This is a genomic window from Nocardia sp. CA-129566, from assembly GCF_050956075.1.
Lineage (GTDB): Bacteria > Actinomycetota > Actinomycetes > Mycobacteriales > Mycobacteriaceae > Nocardia.
Genome location: NZ_CP192085.1, coordinates 1,220,743 through 1,245,319 on the forward strand (window position 1 = coordinate 1,220,743; position 24,577 = coordinate 1,245,319).

The 24,577-nt window shown below is 68.3% G+C and carries 1 protein-coding gene (cut by a window edge); it reads left to right on the top strand.

Features of this window, described 5'->3' with window-relative positions; genetic code table 11:
- Positions 1–24,577, top strand: partial view of a non-ribosomal peptide synthase/polyketide synthase gene (locus ACQP0C_RS05640; RefSeq protein ID WP_433734448.1) — the 5' portion only. It continues 12,770 nt past the right edge of the window; 24,577 of the gene's 37,347 nt are visible here — the first part of the coding sequence; its start codon is at positions 1–3; its stop codon lies off the right edge, out of view.

The following is a 24,577-nucleotide window of genomic DNA, read 5'->3' on the forward strand; positions in this document are numbered from 1 at the left end:
TTGGACCGGCTGGATTTCGGCGGAAACGGCGAAACTGGTGACTCAGGGGCGGGCGCTACGCAGGCTGCTGCGGAGTACTTTCCGCTGTCTCCCGCACAGCTGGGCATCTGGTACGCGCAGCATGTGGACCCGCAGGTTCCGGTCAATATCGCCCAGTATGTCGACCTGCGCGGCGAGCTCGATGTCGACGCCCTGCTACGGGCCAGCGTTGCCGCCGGTAACGAGACGGGTTCGGCCTTCCTGCGCATTGTCGAGCGGGGCGGCGAGCCGATGCAGGCCGTCGACCTCACCATGCCCGCCGAGATCGAGCACGTCGATCTGCGCGCTGCCGATGATCCGGTCGCCGCGGCCGCGGCGTGGATGCGCGCCGAATACAGCCGCCCGCTCGACATCGTCAACGACCGCCTGATCAAGAGCGCCGTGCTGCAGCTCGCGGACGATCGCTGGTTCTGGTACGCCCGGGTGCACCACATCGTGCTCGACGGCTTCGGCGCGATGACCTATATGCAGCGCATCGCCGAGCTGTACACCGCGGCCGCGAACGGCGTGGAACCCCCGCGGTCCAACGCCAGCGACCTGCGCTCGCTCTACGAGCAGGAGATCGCCTACCGCGACAGCAACCGGTTCAAGGCCGATAGGGAGCACTGGGCCCAGCGGGTCGCCGGACTCGAGGACGGGACCAGCCTGGCCGGTCGGTCCGCGCCGCCCGCACCGTTGAAGGGGGTGTCGAGCGCGGCATTGTCGCCGGAGCAGGACGCACTGCTCGCCGATGCCGTCACCCGCCACGACAATTCGCCCGCCGGTCTGCTCATCGCCGGTTTCGCCGCGTATCTGGCCCAGTGGACCGGCGCGGAAGAAGTGATCCTGAGCCTGCCGGTGACCGCGCGCACCACCGCCGCCATGCGCCGCTCCGGCGGTGTGACCTCGAATATCGTGCCGCTGCGGTTGCGGGTCGGCTATGACACCACGGTTGCCGAGCTGCTGCGTGCGGTCACCGTCGAGGTGTCGGGCGCGCTGCGTCATCAGCGCTACCGGCACGAGGACATCCGGCGCGATAGCGCGGGCGGCTCGCACACCGGCAACGGTATCGGCGCGGAGTTCTTCGGTCCGTGGGTCAACATCATGTTGTTCCACAACGAGATCGTGCTCGACGATATGGTCGGCAGCTTGAATGTGCTGTCGACCGGCAGCATCGAGGATCTCGGTGTCAATTTTTATCAGTCGGTCGGCGGCACCCGCTCGCATATCGACTTCGAGACCAACCCGAACCTGTACACCGAAGCCGAAGCCGCGCAGCATCATTCGCGGTTCCTGGAGTTCTTCGACCGGTTCCTGGCCGCCGACGCCGATGCGGTGGTGTGGCAGCTACCGGCCACCACCGAGGCCGAGCGTGAACTGACGCTGCTGGAGTGGAACGACTCCGAGCAGGACGTTCCCGCTACCACCCTGGCGGCGCTGCTCGATGCGCAGATCCAGCTGACCCCGGACAATATCGCGCTGGATTTCGAGGGCGCGCAGCTCACCTATGCCGAGTTCGCCGCACGGGTCAACCGGCTGGCCCGCTTCCTGATCGCCGACGGTGTCGGCCCCGAATCGCTTGTCGCACTCGGCATGCGGCGTTCACTGGACCTGGTCGTCGGCATGCACGCGGTGCTCAAGGCCGGTGGCGCGTACGTGCCGATCGATCCCGATCATCCGGCCGATCGCACCGCCTACATCCTCGACTCCGCGGCACCGGTCTGCGTACTCACCGTCTCCTCCGACGAGCTCGAGCTGCCGGAATCGGTGCGCCGGGTACAGATCGACACCCTCGATGTGTCGGCCTTCGACGACGCGCCGGTCACCGATGCCGATCGGCGCGCGCCGCTGCGTCCGGACAACACCGCCTACGTCATCTACACCTCGGGTTCGACCGGTCGACCCAAAGGTGTCGCGGTCACCCATCACGCGATCGTCAATCAGCAGCTGTGGATGCTCGACGAATACCGCCTGAGCGCGGATGACGTGTATCTGCAGAAGACCGCCACCACCTTCGACGTGTCGCTGTGGGGCTACTTCCTACCGCTGATGGTCGGCGCGAAGCTGATCATCGCCGCCCCCGACGGGCACCGGGATCCGCTGTATGTCGCCGACATGATCGAGCGGCACCAGGTGAGTGTCACCGACTTCGTGCCCTCGATGCTGACGGTCTTCGTCGCGCACGCCACCGCCGCCCAATGCGCCACGCTGCGTGCGGTTTTCGTCATCGGTGAGGCGCTGCCGCCGGAAACCGCGGCCGGTTTCCGCGCGATCACCACCGCCGGTCTGCACAACCTCTACGGTCCCACCGAGGCCGCGGTCTCGGTCACCTACTGGGAGGCCACCGCCGCCGATACCGTGACGGTGCCGATCGGTATCCCGGAGTGGAACGTTCAGGTCTACGTGCTGGACGCGCGGCTGCGGCCCGCGGCCGTCGGCGCACCGGGTGAGCTGTACCTGGGTGGACGTCAGCTCGCGCGTGGCTATCGCGGTCGTCCCGATCTGACCTCGGATCGGTTCGTGGCCAACCCCTACGGCACCCACGGCGAACGCATGTACCGCACCGGTGACCTGGTGCGCTGGAATGCCGTCGGCACGCTGGAGTACATCGGCCGTACCGACTTCCAGGTGAAGTTCCGCGGTCAGCGCATCGAACTCGGCGAGATCGAAACGGATCTGCTCGCCCATCCCGCGGTCAGCCAAGCCGCCGTCCTGGTGGTGGATACCGCCACTGGCCAACAGTTGGTCGCGTATGTGGTGCCCGCGCCGGGACAGTCCATCGAATCGGCCGAACTCACCCGATTCGTCGCGGAGAAGCTGCCCAGCTACATGGTGCCGGCGGCGATCATGGTGCTGGACGCGTTCCCGCTCAACACCTCCGGCAAGCTGGACCGCAAGGCCCTGCCGGAGCCGGTCTTCAGTGCCGACGCCGCCGGATTCCGCGCCCCGCGCACCCAGGCCGAACAGATCGTCGCGGCCATCTTCGCCGATGTGCTCAGCCAGGAACGCGTCGGCATCGATGACAACTTCTTCGATCTGGGCGGCAACTCGCTGGTCGCCACCCAGGTGGTGTCGCGGATCGGCACGGCATTCGGCACCCAGATCGGGGTGCGTGCGCTGTTCGAGACCCCGACGGTGGCCGGTATCGCCGCCCGGGCCGAAACCGCGAGTCCCGCCGAGTTCGCGCGGCCGCCGCTGGTCGCCCAGCAGCTGCCCGAGCGGGTGCCGCTGTCGCTGGCACAGCAGCGGATGTGGTTCATCAACCAGTTCGACTCCACGGTGCCCGCCTACAACCTGCCGTTCGTGGTGCGCTTGCGCGGCCAGGTCGCTGTCGATGCGCTGCAGGTGGCGCTGACCGATGTGATGGCGCGCCAGGAATCGCTGCGCACCATCTTCCCGGAGTCCGGCGACGGCGGCTACCAGCTGGTGCTGCCGATGGACGAGGTCGATCTCGGTATCGAGGTGCAATCGATCGATCCCGCCGAATTGCACAGCGTACTGGTCGAATTCGCCGCCACCGGATTCGATGTCTCCACCGAACTGCCGATCCGGGTGCGGGTCTACCGGGTCACCGGTTCGAATAACGGAACCCCCGACTACGCGGTCGCGTTCGTCGTGCATCACATTGCGGCGGACGGTTTTTCGTTCGGTCCGCTGGCCCGCGATGTCGCCACCGCCTACCTGGCCAGGGCCGCTGGTGCGGCCCCGGTGTGGGCGCCGCTGCCGGTGCAGTACCGCGACTACTCGCTGTGGCAGCGCGAACTGCTGGGCGCGGAGTCCGATCCCGGTTCCATGGCGGCCCGCGAAATCGCCTACTGGCGTAGGGCTTTGGCCGGTCTGCCGGATCAGCTGGACCTGCCCGCCGATCGTCCGCGCCCGCCGGTGCAGAGCTTCCGCGGTGGCCGGGTCGGCTTCGATATCGATGTCGATCTGCACGAGCGCATCGCCGGACTCGCGCGCACGCAGGGCGTCAGCGTATTCATGGTGCTGCACGCGTCGCTGGCGGTGCTGCTGTCGCGGCTGTCGGGCACCAGCGATATCGCCATCGGCACCCCGGTGGCCGGTCGCGGTGAGCAGGCGCTCGACGATCTGATCGGTATGTTCGTCAACACCCTTGTGCTGCGTTCGGAGGTCGAGGGCAGCGAGGCCTTCACCGACTTCCTGACCCGCACGCGCGAGGGCGATCTCGCCGCATTCGCCTATGCCGATGTGCCGTTCGAGCGGCTGGTCGAGGTGCTCAACCCGACCCGTTCGCAGGCGCGGCATCCGCTGTTCCAGGTCATGCTGTCGTTCCAGGAGCTCTCGCACGGTTCGATGGAGCTGCCCGGCCTGTCGGTCACCGCCGATGAGCTCGAGGTCGATATCGCCAAATTCGACCTGCAGTGGACGGTCACCGAGGGACGCGGCGCGCACGGCGAACCCGCCGGTATGTCGACGGTGGTGTCCTTTGCCACCGATCTGTTCGACGCCGAAACCGTCGCCGAATTCGGCCGCCGTTTCCTGCGCGTGCTCGAAACCGTCGTCACCGCACCGGAATCCGCGGTCCGCGATATCGATATCCTCGATGACGCCGAGCGCGCGACGGTGCTGCGCGACTGGAACCGCACCGCCGACCCGGTGCCCGCCGCCACCGTGCTCGACCTGTTCGAAGAGCAGGTGCGTCAGCGTCCGGACGAGATCGCCGTCGTCTTCGACGGCGGTACCCGCAGCGAAGGCGAATTCGGGCCGCGGACCGAGTTCGCCCACCCGTCGCCCGACCACCACCCCTCATCGAGTCGCTACGCGACGCTGTCGTATGCCGAATTCTCGGCGCGGGTCAACCGCCTGGCCCGCAAGCTGATCGCCGAGGGCGTCGGCCCGGAATCCCTGGTGGCCGTTGGCATTCGCCGTTCGGTGGACATGCTCGTGGCCATCTACGCGACCATGGCCGCGGGCGGCGGTTATGTGCCGATCGATCCCGATCATCCGGCCGAGCGCACCGAATATGTCCTGGCCAGCTCGAATCCGGTCTGCGTGCTCACCACGAGCGCCGATGATGTCGCCGCCGAGGGTGACCATCGGGTGTTCCAGCTCGACACCCTCGACCTCGCCGATTTCGACGACGCGCCGGTCACCGATGCCGAACGCCTCGCGCCGCTGCGTTCTTCGAACACCGCCTATGTGCTCTACACCTCCGGTTCGACCGGCCGCCCCAAGGGCGTCGCGGTCGGCCATGCCGGTGTCGTCAACCAGATCGCCTGGATCACCAGTGAATACGGCATCGACGCCGCCGATGTAGTCCTGCAGAAGACGCCGGTCACCTTCGACGTGTCGGTGTGGGAGCTGTTCGGCACCCTGGCGGTCGGCGCGCGCATGCTGATCGCCGCGCCGGACGGCCACCGCGATCCGATGTACCTGTCGGAGGTCATCGGCCGCCACGGGGTCACCATGACCTCGTTCGTGCCGTCGATGCTCTCGGTCTTCGCCGGGGCCGCGTCCGCGGACGAATGCGCTTCGCTGCGTACGGTTCTCGTCGCCGGTGAGGCGCTGCCCCCGGCCACGGTGACCGCATTCCGGCAGTTCTGCGGCGCCGCCGTGCACAACCTGTACGGCCCGACCGAATTCACCGTGCACGCCACCGCCTGGCATATCGATGAGGCCACGCCGACCACGGTGCCGATCGGCCGCCCGGTGTCCAATGCCCAGACCTATGTGCTCGACGCGGGCCTGAACCCGGTTCCGGTCGGGGTGCCCGGCGAGCTGTACCTGGGCGGTGTCCAGGTGGCCCGCGGCTACCACGGCCGCCCCGACCTGTCGGCGGAGCGGTTCGTCGCCGACCCGTTCGGCGCACCGGGCGCGCGCCTGTACCGCACCGGCGACCTGGTCCGCTGGAGCGCGCCGAAGGATCCGGCGACCGGGACCGCCGGTGTGCTGGAGTACATCGGCCGCACCGACTTCCAGGTGAAATTCCGCGGCCAGCGCATCGAACTCGGTGAGATCGAGACCGCGCTGCTCGAACATGCCGCGGTCACCCAGGCCGTCGTGCTCGTCATGGATACCGTCGCGGGCGATCAGCTGGTCGCCTATGTGGTCACCCCGGGTGGCGCCGCCGATATCGATGACATCAAGAACTCGCTGCACCGCACCCTGCCCTCGTACATGGTGCCCTCGGCGATCGTCGGCCTGGACGCGTTCCCGCTCAACCCGTCCGGCAAGCTGGATCGCAAGGCGCTGCCCGCGCCGGTCTTCGAGGTGCGCGAATTCCGTGCGCCGACCACCCCGATCGAGGAGATCGTCGCCCAGATCTTCGGTGAGGTGCTCGGCATCTCCCGGGTCGGTGTCGACGACGACTTCTTCGAACTCGGCGGCAACTCGCTGATCGCCACCCAGGTCGCCTCGCGCCTGGGCATCGCGCTCGACACCCGGGTGCCGGTGCGCATGCTGTTCGAGGCGTCCACCGTGGCGGCGCTGGCGACCCGGGTGGAATCGCATGCCGGTGACGGCGCGCGCAAGGCACTGGTGGCCCGGCAGCGGCCCGAGCAGGTGCCGCTGTCGCTGGCGCAGCAGCGCATGTGGTTCCTCAACCGGTTCGATACCGAATCGGCGGTCAACAACATCCCGGTCGCGATCCGGCTGTCCGGTGACCTCGATGTCGCCGCGCTGCAGGTCGCGGTCATCGATGTGATCGACCGGCACGAATCGCTGCGTACCGTATTCCCGGAGACCAGGAACGGTCCGGTGCAGCGGATTCTGGATGCGGCACAGATCGTTCCGGACCTGACGCCGTATCGGGTCACGGAGGAGACGCTGGTCGAGCATCTGGTCGACCTGGCCTCCATGGCCTTCGACGTCACCGATGAGGTGCCGCTGCACGCTCGGCTGTTCGAGATCAGCGAATCCGAATATGTGCTCGGCATGGTGGTGCACCACATTTCGGCCGACGGCTGGTCCATGGGACCGCTGGCACGCGATGTGATGGTGGCCTATGCCGCGCGCACCTCGTGGGAATCGCCCGCCTGGTCCGCGCTGCCGGTGCAGTACGCCGACTACGCGCTGTGGCAGCGCGAGGTGCTCGGCTCCGAGGACGATCCGAACTCGTTGATCTCCAGCCAGATTCGCTACTGGACCAACGAACTCGCCGATCTGCCCGACGAATTGGTGCTGCCATCGGATCGTCCGCGTCCGGCCGTCGCCTCCTACCGGGGCGGCACCTACGCGTTCGTGATCTCCGCCGAGACCCAGCGCGCGCTGATCGAGTTGGGGCGCAAGCACAATGCGTCGCTGTTCATGGTGATGCACAGTGCGCTCGCGGTGCTGTTGGCGCGGGCCAGCGGTACCGGCGATATCGCGGTCGGCACCCCGGCCGCCGGTCGTGGTGAGGCCGCGCTCGACGATCTGATCGGCATGTTCGTCAACACCCTGGTGCTGCGCACGAATGTGGACGGCTCCGCCAGTTTCGCGGATCTGCTCGCGCAGGCCAGGGAAACCGATCTGCACGCCTTCGCCCATGCGGACCTGCCGTTCGAGCGGCTGGTCGAGATCTTGAACCCGGCTCGTTCGCAGGCGCGCCATCCGCTGTTCCAGGTGATGCTGGCCTTCCAGAACACCAGACAGGCCAATCTGGAACTGCCCGGACTGTCGGTCAATGGCATCGATTACGACGCCAGGCTGGCCAAGTTCGACCTGCAGCTGACCCTGCAGGAGACGCAGGAGCATGGTGAGGCGGCCGGTATGTCGGCCGAATTCTCCTATGCGCTCGACCTTTTCGACGAGGCGACGGTGGCGGCGTTCGCGCGGCGCCTGGATCGGGTCCTTGCGGCCATCATCGCCGATCCGACGGTTCCGGTCGGCGATATCCGGCTGCTCGACGATGACGAAACCGCGCTGGCGCTGATCGGTTGGAACGACACCCGGCGCGATTTGCTGCCGCGTCGTCAGCCCGGGCGCAGCCCGCGTCGTTCCGGCGCTCGCCGGGGTGACGGGGCTGGGCTCACCCTGGTGGGCGAGTTCGCCGCGCAGGCCGCGGCCACCCCGGATGCGGTCGCGATCGTGGATCCGGCCGGCACCTCGCTGGCCCACCCGTCGCCCGACCACCACCCCTCATCGAGTCGCTCCGCGACGCTGACATATGCCGAATTCGGTGCGCGTGTGCATCGGTTGGCGCGGCGTCTCATCGAGGCCGGGGTCGGTCCGGAAAAGCTGGTGGCCCTCGGTCTGCGGCGTTCGGTCGATCTCGTGGTCGCGGCGTACGCGGTGCAGGAAGCGGGCGGCGGTTATGTGCCGTTGGACCTGGACCAGCCGACCGAGCGGATCAGCTATGTGCTCGAGTCGGCGGCACCGGTCTGTGTGCTGACGACCTCGCGCGACGACTTCGAGAGCGGCGGTCTGCCCACACTCGTCATCGATGAGCTGGATCTGTCCGGGTACGCGGACGAGCCGGTCACCGATGCGGAGCGGATCGCACCGCTGCGGGCGGAGAACACCGCGTATGTGATCTTCACGTCGGGTTCGACGGGTCGCCCGAAGGGTGTGGCGCTGCCGCATGCGGCTGTTGTCAACCAGATTCGTTGGATCACCGGTGAGTACGGCATCGGTGCCGATGATGTGGTGCTGTTCAAGACTCCTGCCACGTTCGACGTGTCGGTGTGGGAGTTGTTCGGCCCGTTGTCCACTGGTGGCCGGATCGTCGTGGCGAGCCCGGATGGGCATCGTGACCCGCAGTATCTGGCGGATGTGATCGCGGCCGAGCGGGTCACGATGACCTCGTTCGTGCCTTCGATGCTGACCGTGTTCGCGGGCAGTGTGGATGCCGCCGGTGGTGCGGCGCTGGAATCGCTGCGTGCACTGCTCATCGCCGGTGAGGCGTTCACCGGAGACGCGGTCGCGGCCATTCGCCGGGTCAGCTCCGCCGAGCTGTACAACCTCTACGGCCCAACCGAATTCGCGGTGCACGCGACCCACGGACCGGTGGCGCAGGGGCTGGTCGGCGCGGTGCCGATCGGCCTGCCCGTCTGGAATGCCCAGGCGTATGTGCTCGATGCCCGCCTGCATCCGGTCGCGCCGGGTGTCGCAGGTGAGCTCTATCTCGCGGGTGCGCAGCTGGCGCGTGGTTACTTCGGCCGCGCCGATCTGAGCGCGGATCGCTTCGTGGCCAACCCGTTCGGTACCGCCGGTGCTCGGATGTACCGCACCGGTGACCTGGTCACCCGCAATGCCAACGGGTCGATCGTCTACCTGGGCCGTACCGACTTCCAGGTCAAGCTGCGCGGTCTGCGCATCGAGCTCGGTGAGATCGAAACCGCTCTGACCGCGCACGATTCGGTCGCGCAGGCGGTGGCGCTGGTGCGTGCGGATGCGCGGACCGGCGATCAGCTGGTCGCGTATGTGGTGCCCGCCAACGGCGGCACCGTCGACCTCGTTGAGCTGCGCGCGCACCTGACCGAGCAGCTGCCCTCGTACATGGTCCCGTCCGCTATTGTGGTGCTCGATGCCATGCCGTTGAACCCCAACGGCAAGCTGGACCGGCGCGCACTGCCCGAACCCGTCTTCGAGGCCAAGGAATTCCGCGCGCCGTCGACCCCGATCGAAGAGATCGTCGTCGGCGTATTCAGCGACGTGTTGAGCTGTGAGCGGATCGGCATCGACGACAACTTCTTCGATCTCGGCGGCAACTCGCTGGTCGCCACCCAGGTGGTGGCCCGGCTCGGTGCGGCACTGGATACCCAGGTTCCGGTCCGGCTGCTGTTCGAGGCGCCGACCGTGGCCGCGCTCGCCGCGCGCATGGAGGCCAATGCCGGGGCCGGTGGCCGTCAGGCGCTGACCGCGCGTCCGCGCCCGGAGTACCCACCGCTGTCGCTGGCGCAGCAGCGGATGTGGTTCCTCAACCGCTTCGACGCCGATTCGGCCGCCGACAATATTCCGGTGGCGGTGCGGCTGCACGGGCATCTGGATCTGCCCGCGCTGCGCGGTGCCATCGCCGATGTGATCACCCGGCACGAATCGCTGCGCACGGTCTACCCGTCCCACGAGGGCGTGGCCTACCAGCAAGTGCTACCGGCCGCGCGGGCGCTGCCGGAACTGGAGATCGTCCCGGTCGCCGAGAGCGAAATGGGCGGCGCCCTCTACGAATTCATCGGTCGCGGCTTCGACGTGACCACCGAATCCCCGGTGCGGATTCGGCTCTACCAGGTCGAGCGCGCGCCGCTGAGCAGCAAGAAGTGGCGCGACAACACCCAGGATCATGTGCTCGCGGTCGTCGTGCACCACATTGCGGCGGACGGCTTCTCGATGCGTCCGCTGGTGCGCGACCTCATGTCGGCCTATATCGCGCGCAGCTCCGAATCCGCGCCGGTCTGGGCGCCGCTGCCGGTGCAGTACGTGGATTACGCACTGTGGCAGCGCGAAAGCCTCGGCGCCGAGGACGATCCGACCTCGCTGATCTCCGAACAGCTCGGCTACTGGCGCGAAACCCTGGCCGGACTGCCCGAGGAACTGCGCCTTTCGCCGAAGCCGCGGCCGGTGGTCGCCTCGTATCAGGCACGGACACACCGATTCCGGCTGCCCGGCGCCGTGGTCGACGCGCTGAACCGGGTCGCGCACGAGCACAGCACCACGCTGTTCATGGTGGTGCACAGCGCCTTCGCGACACTGCTCGCGCGCCTGAGCGGTTCCGATGACATCGCCATCGGCATCCCGGTGGCCGGTCGCGGTGAGCAGGTGCTCGACGACCTGGTCGGCATGTTCGTCAACACCCTGGTTTTGCGTACCCCGGTTGATCCGGCCGAATCGTTCACCGACCTGCTCGGCCAGGTGCGCGAGCGCGATCTGCAGGCCTTCGCCCACGCCGATGTGCCGTTCGAGCGGCTGGTCGAGGTGCTCAACCCGGCCCGCTCGCAGGCGCGGCATCCGCTGTTCCAGGTGATGCTGTCGTTCCAGAACCTCGGCCGCACCTCGCTCGAATTGCCGGGCCTGGCGGTCTCCGAGCTGGGCATCGACCAGCCGACCGCCAAGGTCGACCTGCAGCTCACGCTGAGCGAGGGCGCGGAATCGGAGATGGATGCCGAACTCGTCTATGCCACCGACCTTTTCGATGAGCCGTTCGCCGAATCCTTCGCCGAGCGTTTCGTCCGGGTGTTGCGCGGTATCACCGCGGCACCGGCGGTCGCGGTCGGCGATATCGATCTGCTCGACGGCACCGAGCGGGCACGGGTACTCGACCGCTGGAACGACACCGAATTCCCGGTGGACGCGGCGCTCACCTCACCGGTGGGCGATGCGGCGGCGACCCTGGTTTCGCTGTTCGAGGCACAGCTGGTGCGGACTCCGGAGGAGTTCGCGGTCACCTATGAGGGGACAAGTCTGTCCTATGCCGAGTTCGGCGCCCGGGTGCACCGACTGGCGCGCTGGCTGAAGCGCAATGGCGTCGGCCCGGAATCGTATGTGGCCCTTGGTATGCGGCGCTCGATCGACCTGGTGGTCGGCATGTACGCGATCAATGCCGCCGGTGGTGCGTACGTGCCGCTGGATCCGGATCATCCGGCCGAGCGCATCGACTACATCCTGGAGACCGCGCGACCGGTCTGCGTGTTGACCTCCGGCACCGATCTGGAGACCACGGTGTCGCGCCAGGTCCGCATCGATGAACTCGACCTCACTGAATTCTCGGACGAGCCGCTGACGGACGCGGATCGGCATAAGCCGCTGCGCCCCGGCAATACCGCCTACGTGATCTTCACCTCGGGTTCGACCGGTCGACCCAAGGGTGTTGCGGTGAGTCACGCCGCGATCGTCAACCGCCTGGTGTGGATGCACGCCGAATACGGTCTCGCGGCCGATGATGTGGTGCTGCAGAAGACGCCGGCGACCTTCGACGTGTCGGTGTGGGAGTTCTTCTGGCCCTTGCAGGTCGGTGCGCGCCTGGTCATCGCCAAGCCCGACGGCCATCGCGATCCGGCCTACCTGGCGCGTTTGATCGTCGAGGAGCAGGTCACCACGGTGCACTTCGTGCCGTCGATGCTCTCGGTATTCGTCGCCGAGGATCGCGCGGCCGAATGCGCGAGCCTGCGTAATGTCTTCGCCTCCGGTGAGGCATTGCCCGCGGTGACGGCGCAGCGCCTGCGCCAGCTGACCGGCGCGCGGCTGCACAACCTGTACGGCCCGACCGAGGCCGCGGTCGACGTCACCTTCCACGAGGTGACCGATGCCGATGTCAGCTCGGTGCCGATCGGCGCCCCGGTGTTCAACACCCAGGTGTACGTGCTGGATTCGCGGTTGCGTCCGGTGCCCGCCGGTGTCCCGGGTGAGCTGTATCTGGCGGGCGCGCAGCTGGCGCACGGCTATGTCGGCCGCCCCGACCTGACCACCGACCGGTTCATCGCGAACCCGTTCGGCGATGCGGAACGCATGTACCGCACCGGTGACCTTGTCATGTGGACCGCGCGCGGCGAGCTGGAGTACCTGGGCCGCACCGACTTCCAGGTGAAGCTGCGCGGTCTGCGCATCGAACTGGGTGAGATCGAGTCGGCCCTCACCGCACAGGACGCGGTGGCGCAGGCGGTCGTACTGGTGCATTCCGATGAGCGGACCGGCGATCAGCTGGTCGCCTACCTGGTCGCGAACCCGGACCGTGCCATCGTTGTCGACACCGTGAAGAACACGCTCGTCGAGCAGTTGCCCGCCTACATGGTGCCCGCGGCCTATATGGTGCTCGACGCGTTCCCGCTCAACGCCTCCGGCAAGCTGGATCGCAAGGCACTGCCCGCGCCGACGTTCGCGGCCAAGGTATTCCGCGCGCCGAGCACTCCGGTGGAGGAGATCGTGGCGGGCACCTTCGCCGAGGTGCTGGGCTTGCAGGGGGTCGGCCACGGTGTCGGCCTGGACGACGACTTCTTCGAACTCGGCGGCAATTCGCTGATCGCCACTCAGGTGGCGGCGCGGCTCGGCGCGGCATTGGACACCCAGATCCCGGTGCGCGCGCTGTTCGAGGCCTCGAATGTCGCGGCGCTGGCCGCGCTGGTGGAATCGGCCGCCGGAGCGGGCGGCCGGGCGGCGCTGACCGCACAGCCGCGCCCGGAGCTGGTCCCGCTGTCGCTGGCCCAGCAGCGGATGTGGTTCCTCAACCGCTTCGACAACCAGAGCGCGGTCAACAACATTCCGGTCGCCATCCGGCTCACCGGCGATGTCGATATCGCCGCGTTGAACGCCGCCATCGGCGATGTGCTGGCCCGCCACGAGGCGCTGCGCACCATCTATCCGGAGCTGGAAGGCACCGGCTACCAGCATGTTCTGCACACCGACGAGGTGGGTTTCGAGCTCGCGGCCGAGGCGATCGCGCCCGCCGCGGTGCCCGCGCGCATCGTCGAGCTGGCCAGTGCCCACTTCGATGTGACCAGCGAGGTGCCGTTCCGGGCCAACCTGCTCAGCATCGATGCCGACAACCACGTCGCGGTGCTCGTCATGCACCACATCAGCGGTGACGGCTTCTCGCTGCGCCCGCTGCTGCGCGATGTGGTGTTGGCCTACACCGAGCGCAGCCGCGGTGAGGTGCCCGCGTGGGCGCCACTGGATGTCCAGTACGCCGACTACGCGCTGTGGCAGCGCGCGGTGCTCGGCAGCGAGGACGATCCGCAATCCGTCGCGGCACAGCAGCTCGCGTACTGGACCGGGCAGCTGGCCGATCTGCCCGATCAGATCGAGCTGCCCGCGGACCGCTCGCGGCCCGAGGTCGCCTCCAATGCCGGTGGCACCCATGGCTTCTCGATCGACGTCGAATTGCACACCGCACTGGCCGAACTCGCCCGCGCCCGCGGGGTCACGCTGTTCATGGTCGTGCACGCCGCGCTGGCGACTTGGGCGGCCCGGCTGTCCAACAGCACCGATATCGCCATCGGCACCCCGATCGCCGGACGCGGTGAACGCGCGCTCGACGACCTGGTCGGCATGTTCGTCAATACGCTGGTGCTGCGCAACGAGGTCGATCCGAGCGCCAAGTTCAGCGATCTGCTGGCCCAGGTGCGCCGCACCGATCTGGCGGCCTTCGCCAATGCCGATGTGCCGTTCGAGCGGCTGGTCGAGGTGATCAGCCCGGCCCGGTCGCAGGCGCATCACCCGCTGTTCCAGGTGGCGCTGACCTTCGAGGCCGCCGCGGCCGCCGATATGGGCACCCTCGCCCTGCCGGGTGTGGAGCTGTCGGTGGTCGAATTCGATCCGGGCACCGCCAAATTCGATGTGCAGCTGACCGTCGGCGAGGCCGCCGACGGTGCGCTGGGCATGTCGTGGAACTACGCCACCGAACTGTTCGATCCGGAGACGGTGGCCTCCTTCGCCGATCGTCTGGTGCGCATTCTGCGCAGCGTGGTCGAGGATCCCGAGATCGTCATCGGCGATATCGATCTGCTCGGTGAGGCCGAGCGGCTCAATGTTTCGCAGCGCTGGGTGTCGTCCGGATTGGATAGTGGCGCGCAGCGATTCAGCGCCGCCGGTACCACGCTGGTCGATCTGTTCGAGCAGGCGGTGGCCGCGCATCCGGACAATACCGCGGCCAAGTTCGGCATCGAATCGCTGACATACGCCGAATTGGACCGGCGCGCGAATGTGCTGGCGCGCCGGCTGATCGCCGACGGCGCCGGTCCGGAATCGCTGGTCGCGGTGATCCTGCCGCGCTCGCTGGACCTGGTGGTCGCGCTGCTCGCGGTGGTGAAGACCGGTGCGGGCTATGTGCCGGTGGATCCGACCTACCCGGCCGACCGCATCGCCTATGTGCTCGCGGATTCGCGTCCGACCAGCGTGATCCTCGATTCCACTGTCCAGGTGAGCGTGCCCGCCGAACTGCCGACCGTGGTCCTCGATGGATTCGCGGTGGAGACCGGCAATGTCGAGGACGCCGACGACGCCCCGATCACCGACGCCGACCGCCGCGCGGCGCTCGCCCCGGACAATGTGGCGTACGTGATCTACACCTCCGGTTCGACCGGACGCCCGAAGGGTGTCGCGGTCGCGCATCGGAATGTGGTGCGGCTGTTCGCCAATACCGACCGCGACTTCGGCTTCGGCCCCGACGATGTGTGGACGCTGTTCCACTCCTACGCCTTCGACTTCTCGGTGTGGGAGCTGTGGGGTCCGCTGCTGTTCGGCGGCACCCTGGTGGTCGTCGACTACTACACCTCGCGCTCGCCCGAACAGTTCCTGGAACTGCTGCGGGTGGAGCAGGTCACGGTGCTCAACCAGACGCCGTCCGCGTTCTACCAACTGGCCGAGGCGGATCGCAATGCCGCACCGGACGCCGAACCGCTGGCGCTGCGCTATGTGGTGTTCGGCGGTGAAGCCCTCGAACTGCGTCGGCTCGCCGATTGGGTCGCCCGACACGGCGACGGTGCCGACAAGCGCTCCGCGGGCTCCGCGCCGATCGCTCCGCTGCTGGTCAACATGTACGGCATCACCGAGACCACGGTGCACGTGTCCTACCGCGCGCTGGACGCCGCGACCATCGCCGCCGCCTCCGGCAGTGTGGTCGGCCGCGCGATCGCGGGTCTGCGGGTGTACGTGCTCGACAACCGGCTGCGGCCGGTACCGGTCGGGGTCGCGGGCGAAATGTATGTCGCGGGACCGCAATTGGCCCGCGGCTACCTCGGCCGCCCCGATCTGACCACCACCCGCTTCGTCGCGAACCCGCTCGCCGACGCCGATGCGGCGGGCACGCGCCTGTACCGCTCCGGCGACCTCGCGCGGTGGAACCGCTTCGGCGAACTCGAATACCTCGGTCGCGCCGACGATCAGGTGAAGGTGCGCGGTTTCCGCATCGAACTCGGCGAGATCGAATCGGCGATCCTGGCCCAGCCCGGCATCGCCCAGGCCGCGGTCATCGTGCGCGAGGATCAGCCGGGCGACCAGCGGATCGTGGCCTATGTGGTCGCCGAACCCGAGGTGATCCCCGATCTCGATGTGGTGCGCAGCGGTGCGGCGCAACGACTTCCGTCGTACATGGTGCCCGCGGCGCTGGTGCGGCTCGAGTGGATCCCGTTGACCGTCAACGGCAAGCTGGACCGCCGCGCGCTGCCCGCGCCCGCGGTGCAGGCCAAGGCTTTCCGCGCTCCGGTCACCCCGGTGCAGGAGACCGTGGCCGCGGTCTTCGCCGATGTGCTCGACCTGCCCCGGGTCGGCGTCGACGACGACTTCTTCGATCTCGGCGGCAACTCGCTCATCGCGACCAGGGTGGTATCCCGGATCGGCGCGGCGCTGGGCACCACGGTGCCGGTGCGCGCGCTGTTCGAGGCCTCCACCGTGGAAGGGCTCGCGGCCCGGGTGGAATCGCATGCCGACGGTGCGGCGCGGGCCCGGCTGCTCGCCCGTCCGCGCAAGGCCGACGAACTGGTGCCGCTGTCGTTCGCACAGCAGCGCATGTGGTTCCTGAACAAGTACGACACCGCATCGGCGGCCTACAACCTGCCGATCGCCATTAGATTGACCGGTGCCCTCGATATCGAGGCGCTGCGGTTGGCGGTGGCGGATGTGGTGCGCAGGCACGAATCGCTGCGCACCCGCTACCCCGAGCACGGCGGCACCCCGGTACAGGTGATCGTGCCCGCCGACGCGATCGCGCTGGACCTGCAGCCGGTTTCGGTCGATCCGGCCGAGCTGACCGCGGTGGTCACCGAGTTCGTCAGCACCGGATTCGATGTCTCCGAACAGGTTCCGCTGCGGACCAGGCTGTTCGCCGCCGGTCCCGACGAGCATGTGCTCGTCGTGGTGGTGCACCACATCGCGGGCGACGGCTTCTCCATGGGCCCGCTGACCCGCGATGTCATGCTCGCCTACTCCGCGCGCACCCAGGACGCCGCGCCCGGCTGGGCGCCACTGCCGGTGCAGTACGCGGACTTCGCGATCTGGCAGCGGGAGGTGCTCGGCTCCGAGGACGACCCGGCATCGCTGATGGCGCGCCAGGTCGCGCATTGGCAGCGCGCGCTCGACGGTGTGCCGGACGAACTGCCGCTGCCCACCGACCGGCCGCGCCCCGCGATCGCCTCGCATCGCGGCGCGACCCTGCAGACCGAACTGCCCGGTGAGCTCATCGCCGCCCTGGAAGCCATTGCGCGGCAACGCGGTGCGTCGCTGTTCATGGTGATGCACAGCGCGCTCGCCGTCCTACTGTGTCGTTTGTCGGGCACCGACGATATCGCCGTCGGCTCGCCGATCGCCGGCCGCGGCGAGCAGGCGCTCGACGATCTCGTCGGCATGTTCGTCAACACGCTCGTGCTGCGCACCGGGGTGAGCCAGTCCGAGTCGTTCACCGAACTGCTGGACCGGGTCCGGGCGACCGATCTGGACGCCTTCGGCAATGCCGACGTGCCGTTCGAACGCCTGGTGGAACTGCTCGCGCCGGAACGCTCCCAGGCGCGCAACCCGCTGTTCCAGGTGATGCTCGCATTCCAGAACCTGGATCGCACCGCGCTGGAACTGCCGGGCCTTTCGGTGTCCGCACTGGACCTCGACGAGAACGTCGCCCGTTTCGACCTGCAGTTCACGCTGTCGGAAACCGGTTCCACCGGTATGACGCTGGCGCTGACCTACGCCACCGAACTGTTCGACGAGGCGACCGCCGCCGAGATCACCCAGCGCTGGCGGCGCGTGCTCGAGGCCATCGCCGCCGATCCCACGGTCACCGTCGGCGCGATCGACGTGCTCGATGCCCAGGAGCGCGCCGATCTCATCGCCCGCACCGGCCCCACGGCCGTTCCCGCGCGCACGCTGCCCGAGCTGCTGGCCGAGGCCGCCGCGATGGATCCGAAGGCGACCGCCGTGGTGTTCCAGGGGACACGTATGCCCTATGGCGAACTCGACGAGCGGTCGAACCGCCTGGCCCGCTTGCTCATTGCCGAGGGCATCGGCACCGAGGATCTGGTCGCCGTCGGTGTGCCGCGGTCCGCGGATTCGGTATTCGCCGCCTGGGCGGTGTCGAAGACCGGTGCGGCCTTCGTACCGGTGGACCCGAACTATCCAGCCGAGCGCATCGCGCATATGGTCACCGATTCCGGTTCCCCCGTTGGGCTTACGGTCGCGGCGGCCCGTGACGGCCTGCCGGAATCGGCGCGCTGGTTGGTGCTCGAAGACCTCGACCTGGATGCCTTCGACGGCGGTCCGATCACCGACGCCGACCGGGTCCGCCCGCTGCGTCCGGCGCATCCGGCCTATGTCATCTACACCTCGGGCTCGACCGGTGTGCCCAAGGGCGTGGTGGTCACCCATGCGGGTCTCGCGAACTTCAGTGTCGAGCAGATCGTGCGCTACGACCTCGATTCCGGTTCGCGCGCACTGCATTTCGCTTCGCCGAGCTTCGACGCCTCGATCCTCGAGCTACTGCTCGCGATCGGTGCCGGTGGCGCGCTCGTGGTGACGCCGCCCGGTGTCTACGGCGGTGAGGAATTGTCCGAGCTGATCCGCACCGAGCGGGTCACGCACGCGTTCATCACCCCGGCCGCGCTGGCCACCTTCGACCCGACCGGGCTGGACTCGCTGCGGGTACTGGTCGCCGGTGGTGAGGCGGTACCGGCGGATCTGGTCGCGAAATGGGCCGTGCCGCTGGAGAACGGGTCGGTCCGCAAGTTCCACAACGGGTACGGTCCGACCGAGACCACCATCATGACCAATATCAGCGATCCGCTGGTGGCCGGTGACACGGTGGTGATCGGTGCCCCGATCCGCGGTATGCAGTCGCTGATCCTGGACGCCCAGCTGCGGCCGGTGCCGGTGGGTGTCGCGGGTGAGCTGTACCTGTCGGGCATTCAGCTGGCGCGCGGTTATCACGCGCGGGCCGGGCTGAGCGCCGAGCGTTTCGTGGCCAACCCGTATGTCGCGGGTGCGCGGATGTACCGCACCGGTGACGTGGTCCGATGGACGAGCAGCGCTGAGGTCGAGTACGTCGGCCGCTCCGACTTCCAGGTCAAGGTGCGCGGCTTCCGCATCGAACTCGGTGAGATCGACGCCGCGCTGGCCTCGCACGAGACCGTCGACTTCGCCGTCACCGTCGGCCACAAGAGCACCGCCGGTGCGACCTCGCTGGTGTCGTATGTGGTTGCGGCGCAAGGGCATTCGATCGACGTGGCCGAGCTGACCGCGCACGTCGAAGAACGCCTGCCCGCCTATATGGTGCCGTCGTCGGTGATGGTGATCGACCACATCCCGCTGACCCCGGTCGGCAAGCTGGACCGCAAGGCGCTGCCGGAGCCGGTATTCGCGACCGAGGTCGTCTTCCGCGCGCCGCGCACCCCGATCGAGCACACCATCGCCGAGGTCTTCGCCGAGGTGCTCGGTGTGGATCGCGTCGGTGTCGACGATTCGTTCTTCGCACTCGGCGGCGACAGCATCGTCTCGATTCAGCTGGTCTCGCGGGCCAAGGCGCGCGGTGTCGTCTTCACCCCGCGCCACGTCTTCGAACAGCGCACCGTGGCCGGACTCGCCGCGGTCGCCGAGACCGCCGACAGCACCGAATCCAGTATGGAGACGCTGGCCGAGCTGCCCGGTGGCGGCATCGGCGCCATGCCGTTGACCCCGGTGGTCCGGTTCATGGCCGAGCGCGACGGCTCCTTCGGCCGGTTCAACCAGACCATGGCACTCGAGCTGCCGGTCGGCATCGACCGGGCCGGTATCGCGAAAACCGTTGGCGCGGTGATCGATCGCCACGACATGCTGCGGGCGCGGCTCTACCGCGACGGTGACGACTGGATCGTCGACACCGCCGCACCGGGCACGGTCGACGTCGACGCGCTGATCGACCGCACCGAATTCGACGCGGGCGTGGACACGGCCGGACTGGTCGAAATCGCCGCCGCCGCACTGGATGCCTCGCTGGATCGGCTGGATCCGGCCGCGGGCGTGGTGGTTCGGTTCGTCTGGCTGGAGCCCTCGGACGGCAGCCGCGGCGGCCGACTCATCGTGGCCGCGCATCACCTGGTGGTGGACGGTGTTTCCTGGCGCATCCTGGTGCCGGACTTCGTCACCGCGTGGGGTCAGCTCACCGCGGGCCAGGATCCGCAGCTCGTCGCGCCCGCCACCTCGATGCGGGCCTGGGCCGACGCATTGCAGCGCGAGGCCGAAAGTGCCGGGCGGGTGGCCGAACTCGACTACTGGCGTTCGGTGGTCGCCACCGCGGATCCGCTGCTGACCGAGCGGCCGATGGATCCGACCGTGGATACCTCGGGTGTCATCGACAAGCTGCAGGTCGAGGTGTCCGCCGAGGTCACCAAGGCACTGTTGACCACGGTGCCCGCGCTGTTCCACGGCGGTGTCAACGACGGTCTGCTCACCGCGCTCGCCCTGGCGACCGCGAAGTGGCGCGCGCGCCGCACCGGCACCCGCACCGACGACGCGCTGCTGCTGCGTCTGGAAGGCCACGGCCGCGAAGAGGACATCGTGCCCGGCGCGGATCTGTCCCGCACGGTCGGCTGGTTCACCGCGATCTTCCCGGTCCGCTTCGAGCTGTCCGGTATCGATATCGATGCCGCGCTGAGCGGCGGCCCGGCCCTGGGCAAGGCCGTCAAGGCGGTCAAGGAACAGCTGCTCGCGGTGCCGGACAAGGGCATCGGCTACGGCCTGCTGCGCTATATGAACGCGGCGACCGCCAGCGAACTGCCCGCCGCACAGCCGGGCCAGGTGAGCTTCAACTACCTGGGCCGCGTCTCCGAGGGCGATGTGCCCGAGGCGCTGCGCGGCTTCGGCTGGATCCCGGCCGCGGAACTCGGCGCGCTCGGCGGCGCCTACGACGCGGATATGCCCGCGATGGCGCCGCTGGATATCAATGCCATCGTGGTCGGCGACAAGCTGACCGCGAATATCGGCTACCCGACCACCCTGCTGGACGCCGCGCAGGTCCGTGAATTCGGCGAGCTGTGGGTCACCGCGCTGGAAGCGGTTGCCCGGCACGCCAATTCGAACGGTGCCGGTGGGCACACACCGTCGGACTTCACGATGGTCCGAGTGCCCCAGCGCGATATCGACAACTGGGAGCAGCGCTTCCCGGCACTGGCCGATATCTGGCCGCTGTCCGCGCTGCAGGCGGGTCTGCTCTTCCACGCGCGCCTGGCCGCCACCTCGGTGGACGTCTACACCGCGCAGGCCGTGCTGACGCTCACCGGCCGGGTGGACGCGACCCGATTGCGTTCGGCCGCACAGGCTCTGGTGGATCGCTACGAGAACCTGCGCACCGCGTTCGTCACCGATAACGACGGCAACCCGGTGCAGGTGGTGCTCGACAGCGTCCGCGTCGCCTGGGCCGAGCACGACCGGATCGAATCCGGCGACGGCGCCGACCTCATCGCGGCGGACCGCACCCAGCGTTTCGATCTGACCGCGCCGCCGCTGATCCGGTTCACCCTGATCCAGGTGGCGCCCGACCGCTGGCAGTTCGTGGTCTCCAACCACCACATCCTGCTCGACGGCTGGTCCATGCCGCTGCTCATGCGGGATCTGCTGGTGCTCTACGCGGCCCACGCCGATGCCAATCTGCTGCCCGCGGTGCGCTCCTACCGACACTTCCTGGAATGGACCAGACAGCAGGATCATGCGGCCTCGGTGGCCGCGTGGACCGATGCGCTGCGCGGTGTCAGCGAACCCACGCTGCTGTCGCGTCCGGACGCGGGCCGCGAGATCACCTCGCTGTCGGGCGAATACTTCTTCGAACTGGACGAGCGGGCGACCGCGCGACTGACCGAGCTGGCCGCCTCGCTCGGTGTCACGCCGAATACCGTGCTGCAGGTCGCCTGGGGCATCCTGATCGGCCGGATGACCAGCCGCGACGATGTGCTGTTCGGTACCACGGTGTCCGGGCGTCCGGCGCAGCTCACCGGTGTCGAATCGATGGTCGGTCTGTTCATCAATACCGTTCCGGTGCGGGTGCGCTTCGATCCGTCGGAATCGGCGGGCGAGCTGCTGACCCGTACCCAGGGCGAGCAGGCGGATCTGCTCGATCACCACTACGTCGGCCTGGCCGATATCCAGTCCGCCGCCGGTATCGGCGGTCTGTTCGACACGCTGGTGGTCTTCGAGTCCTACCCGGTCGATGCCGAGGGCATTCGGGCCCAGGCCGCCGATATCGATGGCATGGCGGTCGTCGATATGCAGGCCGCCGACGCCACCCACTACCCGCTGACCCTGATCGCGCAGCTGGACACGCGGCTGCGGATCCGCGCGGGCTACCTGCGCGATCTGTTCGACGAGCAGACGGTGCGCCGCATCGCCGATCGACTGGTCCGGGTGCTGACCGCGATCACCACCGAACCCGCCGTGCCCGTCGGGGATATCGAACTGCTCGATACCGCCGAGCGCGAGCTGGTGGTATCGGACTGGAACGACACCGCGCATGAGGTGAACGATGCGGCCACGCTGGTCTCGATGTTCGAGGCCCAGCTCGCCGCGACCCCGGACGCGACCGCGCTGACGTTCGAGGGGACGAGTCTGACCTACGCCGAATTCGGCTCCAGGGTCTACGGTTTGGCGCGCTGGCTCATCGAACGCGGTGTCGGCCCGGAATCGTATGTGGCCCTTGGCATGCGGCGCTCCATCGATCTGGTGGTCGGCATGTACGCGGTGACCGTGGCCGGTGGCGCGTACGTGCCGCTGGATCCGGATCATCCGGCCGACCGCACGGAATACATTCTCGCCACCGCCGATCCGGTCTGCGTGCTGACCTCCGGTGACGATCTGAAGATCGATACCGCCCAGGTGCGCATCGACCTGCTCGACCTGTTCGGGCTCTCGGACGAGCCGGTCGCCGACGCGGAACGGCGTGCGCCGCTGCGTCCGTCGAATACCGCCTACGTGATCTTCACCTCGGGTTCGACCGGCCGTCCGAAGGGTGTCGCGGTCAGCCATGCGGCGATCGTGAACCGCCTGGTGTGGATGCAGTCGGCCTACGGGCTGACCAGCGCCGATGCCGTACTGCAGAAGACGCCCGCGACCTTCGACGTGTCGGTGTGGGAGTTCTTCTGGCCGTTGCAGATCGGTGCGCGCCTGGTCGTCGCGCGCCCGGACGGACATCGCGATCCGGCCTACCTCGCCGAGGTCATCACCGCCGAGCGGGTTACCGTCACCCACTTCGTGCCGTCCATGCTGTCGGTCTTCGTGGCCGATGCGGCGGCGGGGCGGTGTGAGTCGCTGCGGCTGGTCTTCGCCTCCGGTGAGGCGTTGGCGCCCAAGCCCGCGCACCGCCTGCGCGAGTTGACCGGTGCGGCGCTGCACAACCTGTACGGTCCGACCGAGGCCGCGGTCGACGTCACCTTCCACGAGGTGGTCGCGACCGATACCGATACCGTGCCGATCGGTGCGCCGGTCTTCAATACCCAGGTCTACGTGCTGGATTCGCGACTGCGGCCGGTTCCGGTGGGTGTCGCGGGTGAGCTGTACCTCGCGGGCACCCAGTTGGCGCGCGGCTATGTCGCGCGACCGGATCTGACCAGCGACCGGTTCGTGGCCAATCCGTTCGGCGGCGCGGGTGCGCGCATGTACCGCACCGGTGACCTGGTGGCCTGGACGGCCGACGGTGAGCTGGAGTACCTGGGCCGCACCGACTTCCAGGTGAAGTTGCGCGGTCTGCGCATCGAACTCGGCGAGATCGAGCAGGCGCTCACCGCACTCGACGAGGTAGCCCAGGCCGTGGTCGTGGTGCGCGGTGATCAGCACACCGGCGATCAGCTCGTCGCCTACGTCATCGCCACGCCGAACCTGCGGCTGGATATCGAGACATTGCGCGAGGATCTGGCGCGTCAGCTGCCCGCCTATATGGTGCCCTCGGTCGTCATCGTGCTCGATGAATTCCCGCTCAACGCCTCCGGCAAGCTGGACCGCAAGGCCCTGCCCGCACCGGTATTCGAGGCCGCGGTATTCCGCGCGCCGACCACACCGGTCGAGGAGATCATCGCCGCCACCTACGCCGATGTGCTCGGCCTGGAGCGCGTCGGTCTCGACGATGACTTCTTCGCGCTCGGCGGCAACTCGCTCAGCGCCACCCAGGTCGCCGCCCGGCTCTCGGCCGCGCTGGACACCGATCTCGGTGTCCGCGAACTCTTCGAGGCCGCCACGGTGGCGGCACTGGCGGCCCGTGCGGAATCGCGGGCCGGTGCCGGTGCGCGGGCGGCACTGGTGCCGCAGCAGCGCCCCGAGCGGGTGCCGCTGTCGCTGGCGCAGCAGCGCATGTGGTTCCTCAACCGCTTCGATCCGGAATCGGCCGTGGACAATATCCCGGCCGCGGTGCGGCTTTCCGGTCTGCTGGACCGGCAGGCGTTGCAGATCGCGGTCGCCGATGTGCTGGCCCGCCACGAATCGCTGCGTACCTACTACCCGGAGGTCGACGGCACCGCGTACCAGCGGACCGTCTCCACCGGCAAGGTGATCCCGGATCTGACGCCGGTCGATGTCACCGAAGCCGAACTGCCGCAGCGCCTCGCCGAGGTCATGCTGAGCGGCTTCGATGTCACCGCCGCGGTTCCGTTCCGGGCCCGGCTGTTCGAGATCAGCCCGACCGAACACGTGCTGGCCCTTGTGGTGCACCACATTTCGGCCGACGGCTTCTCGATGGGCCCGCTCACCCGCGATG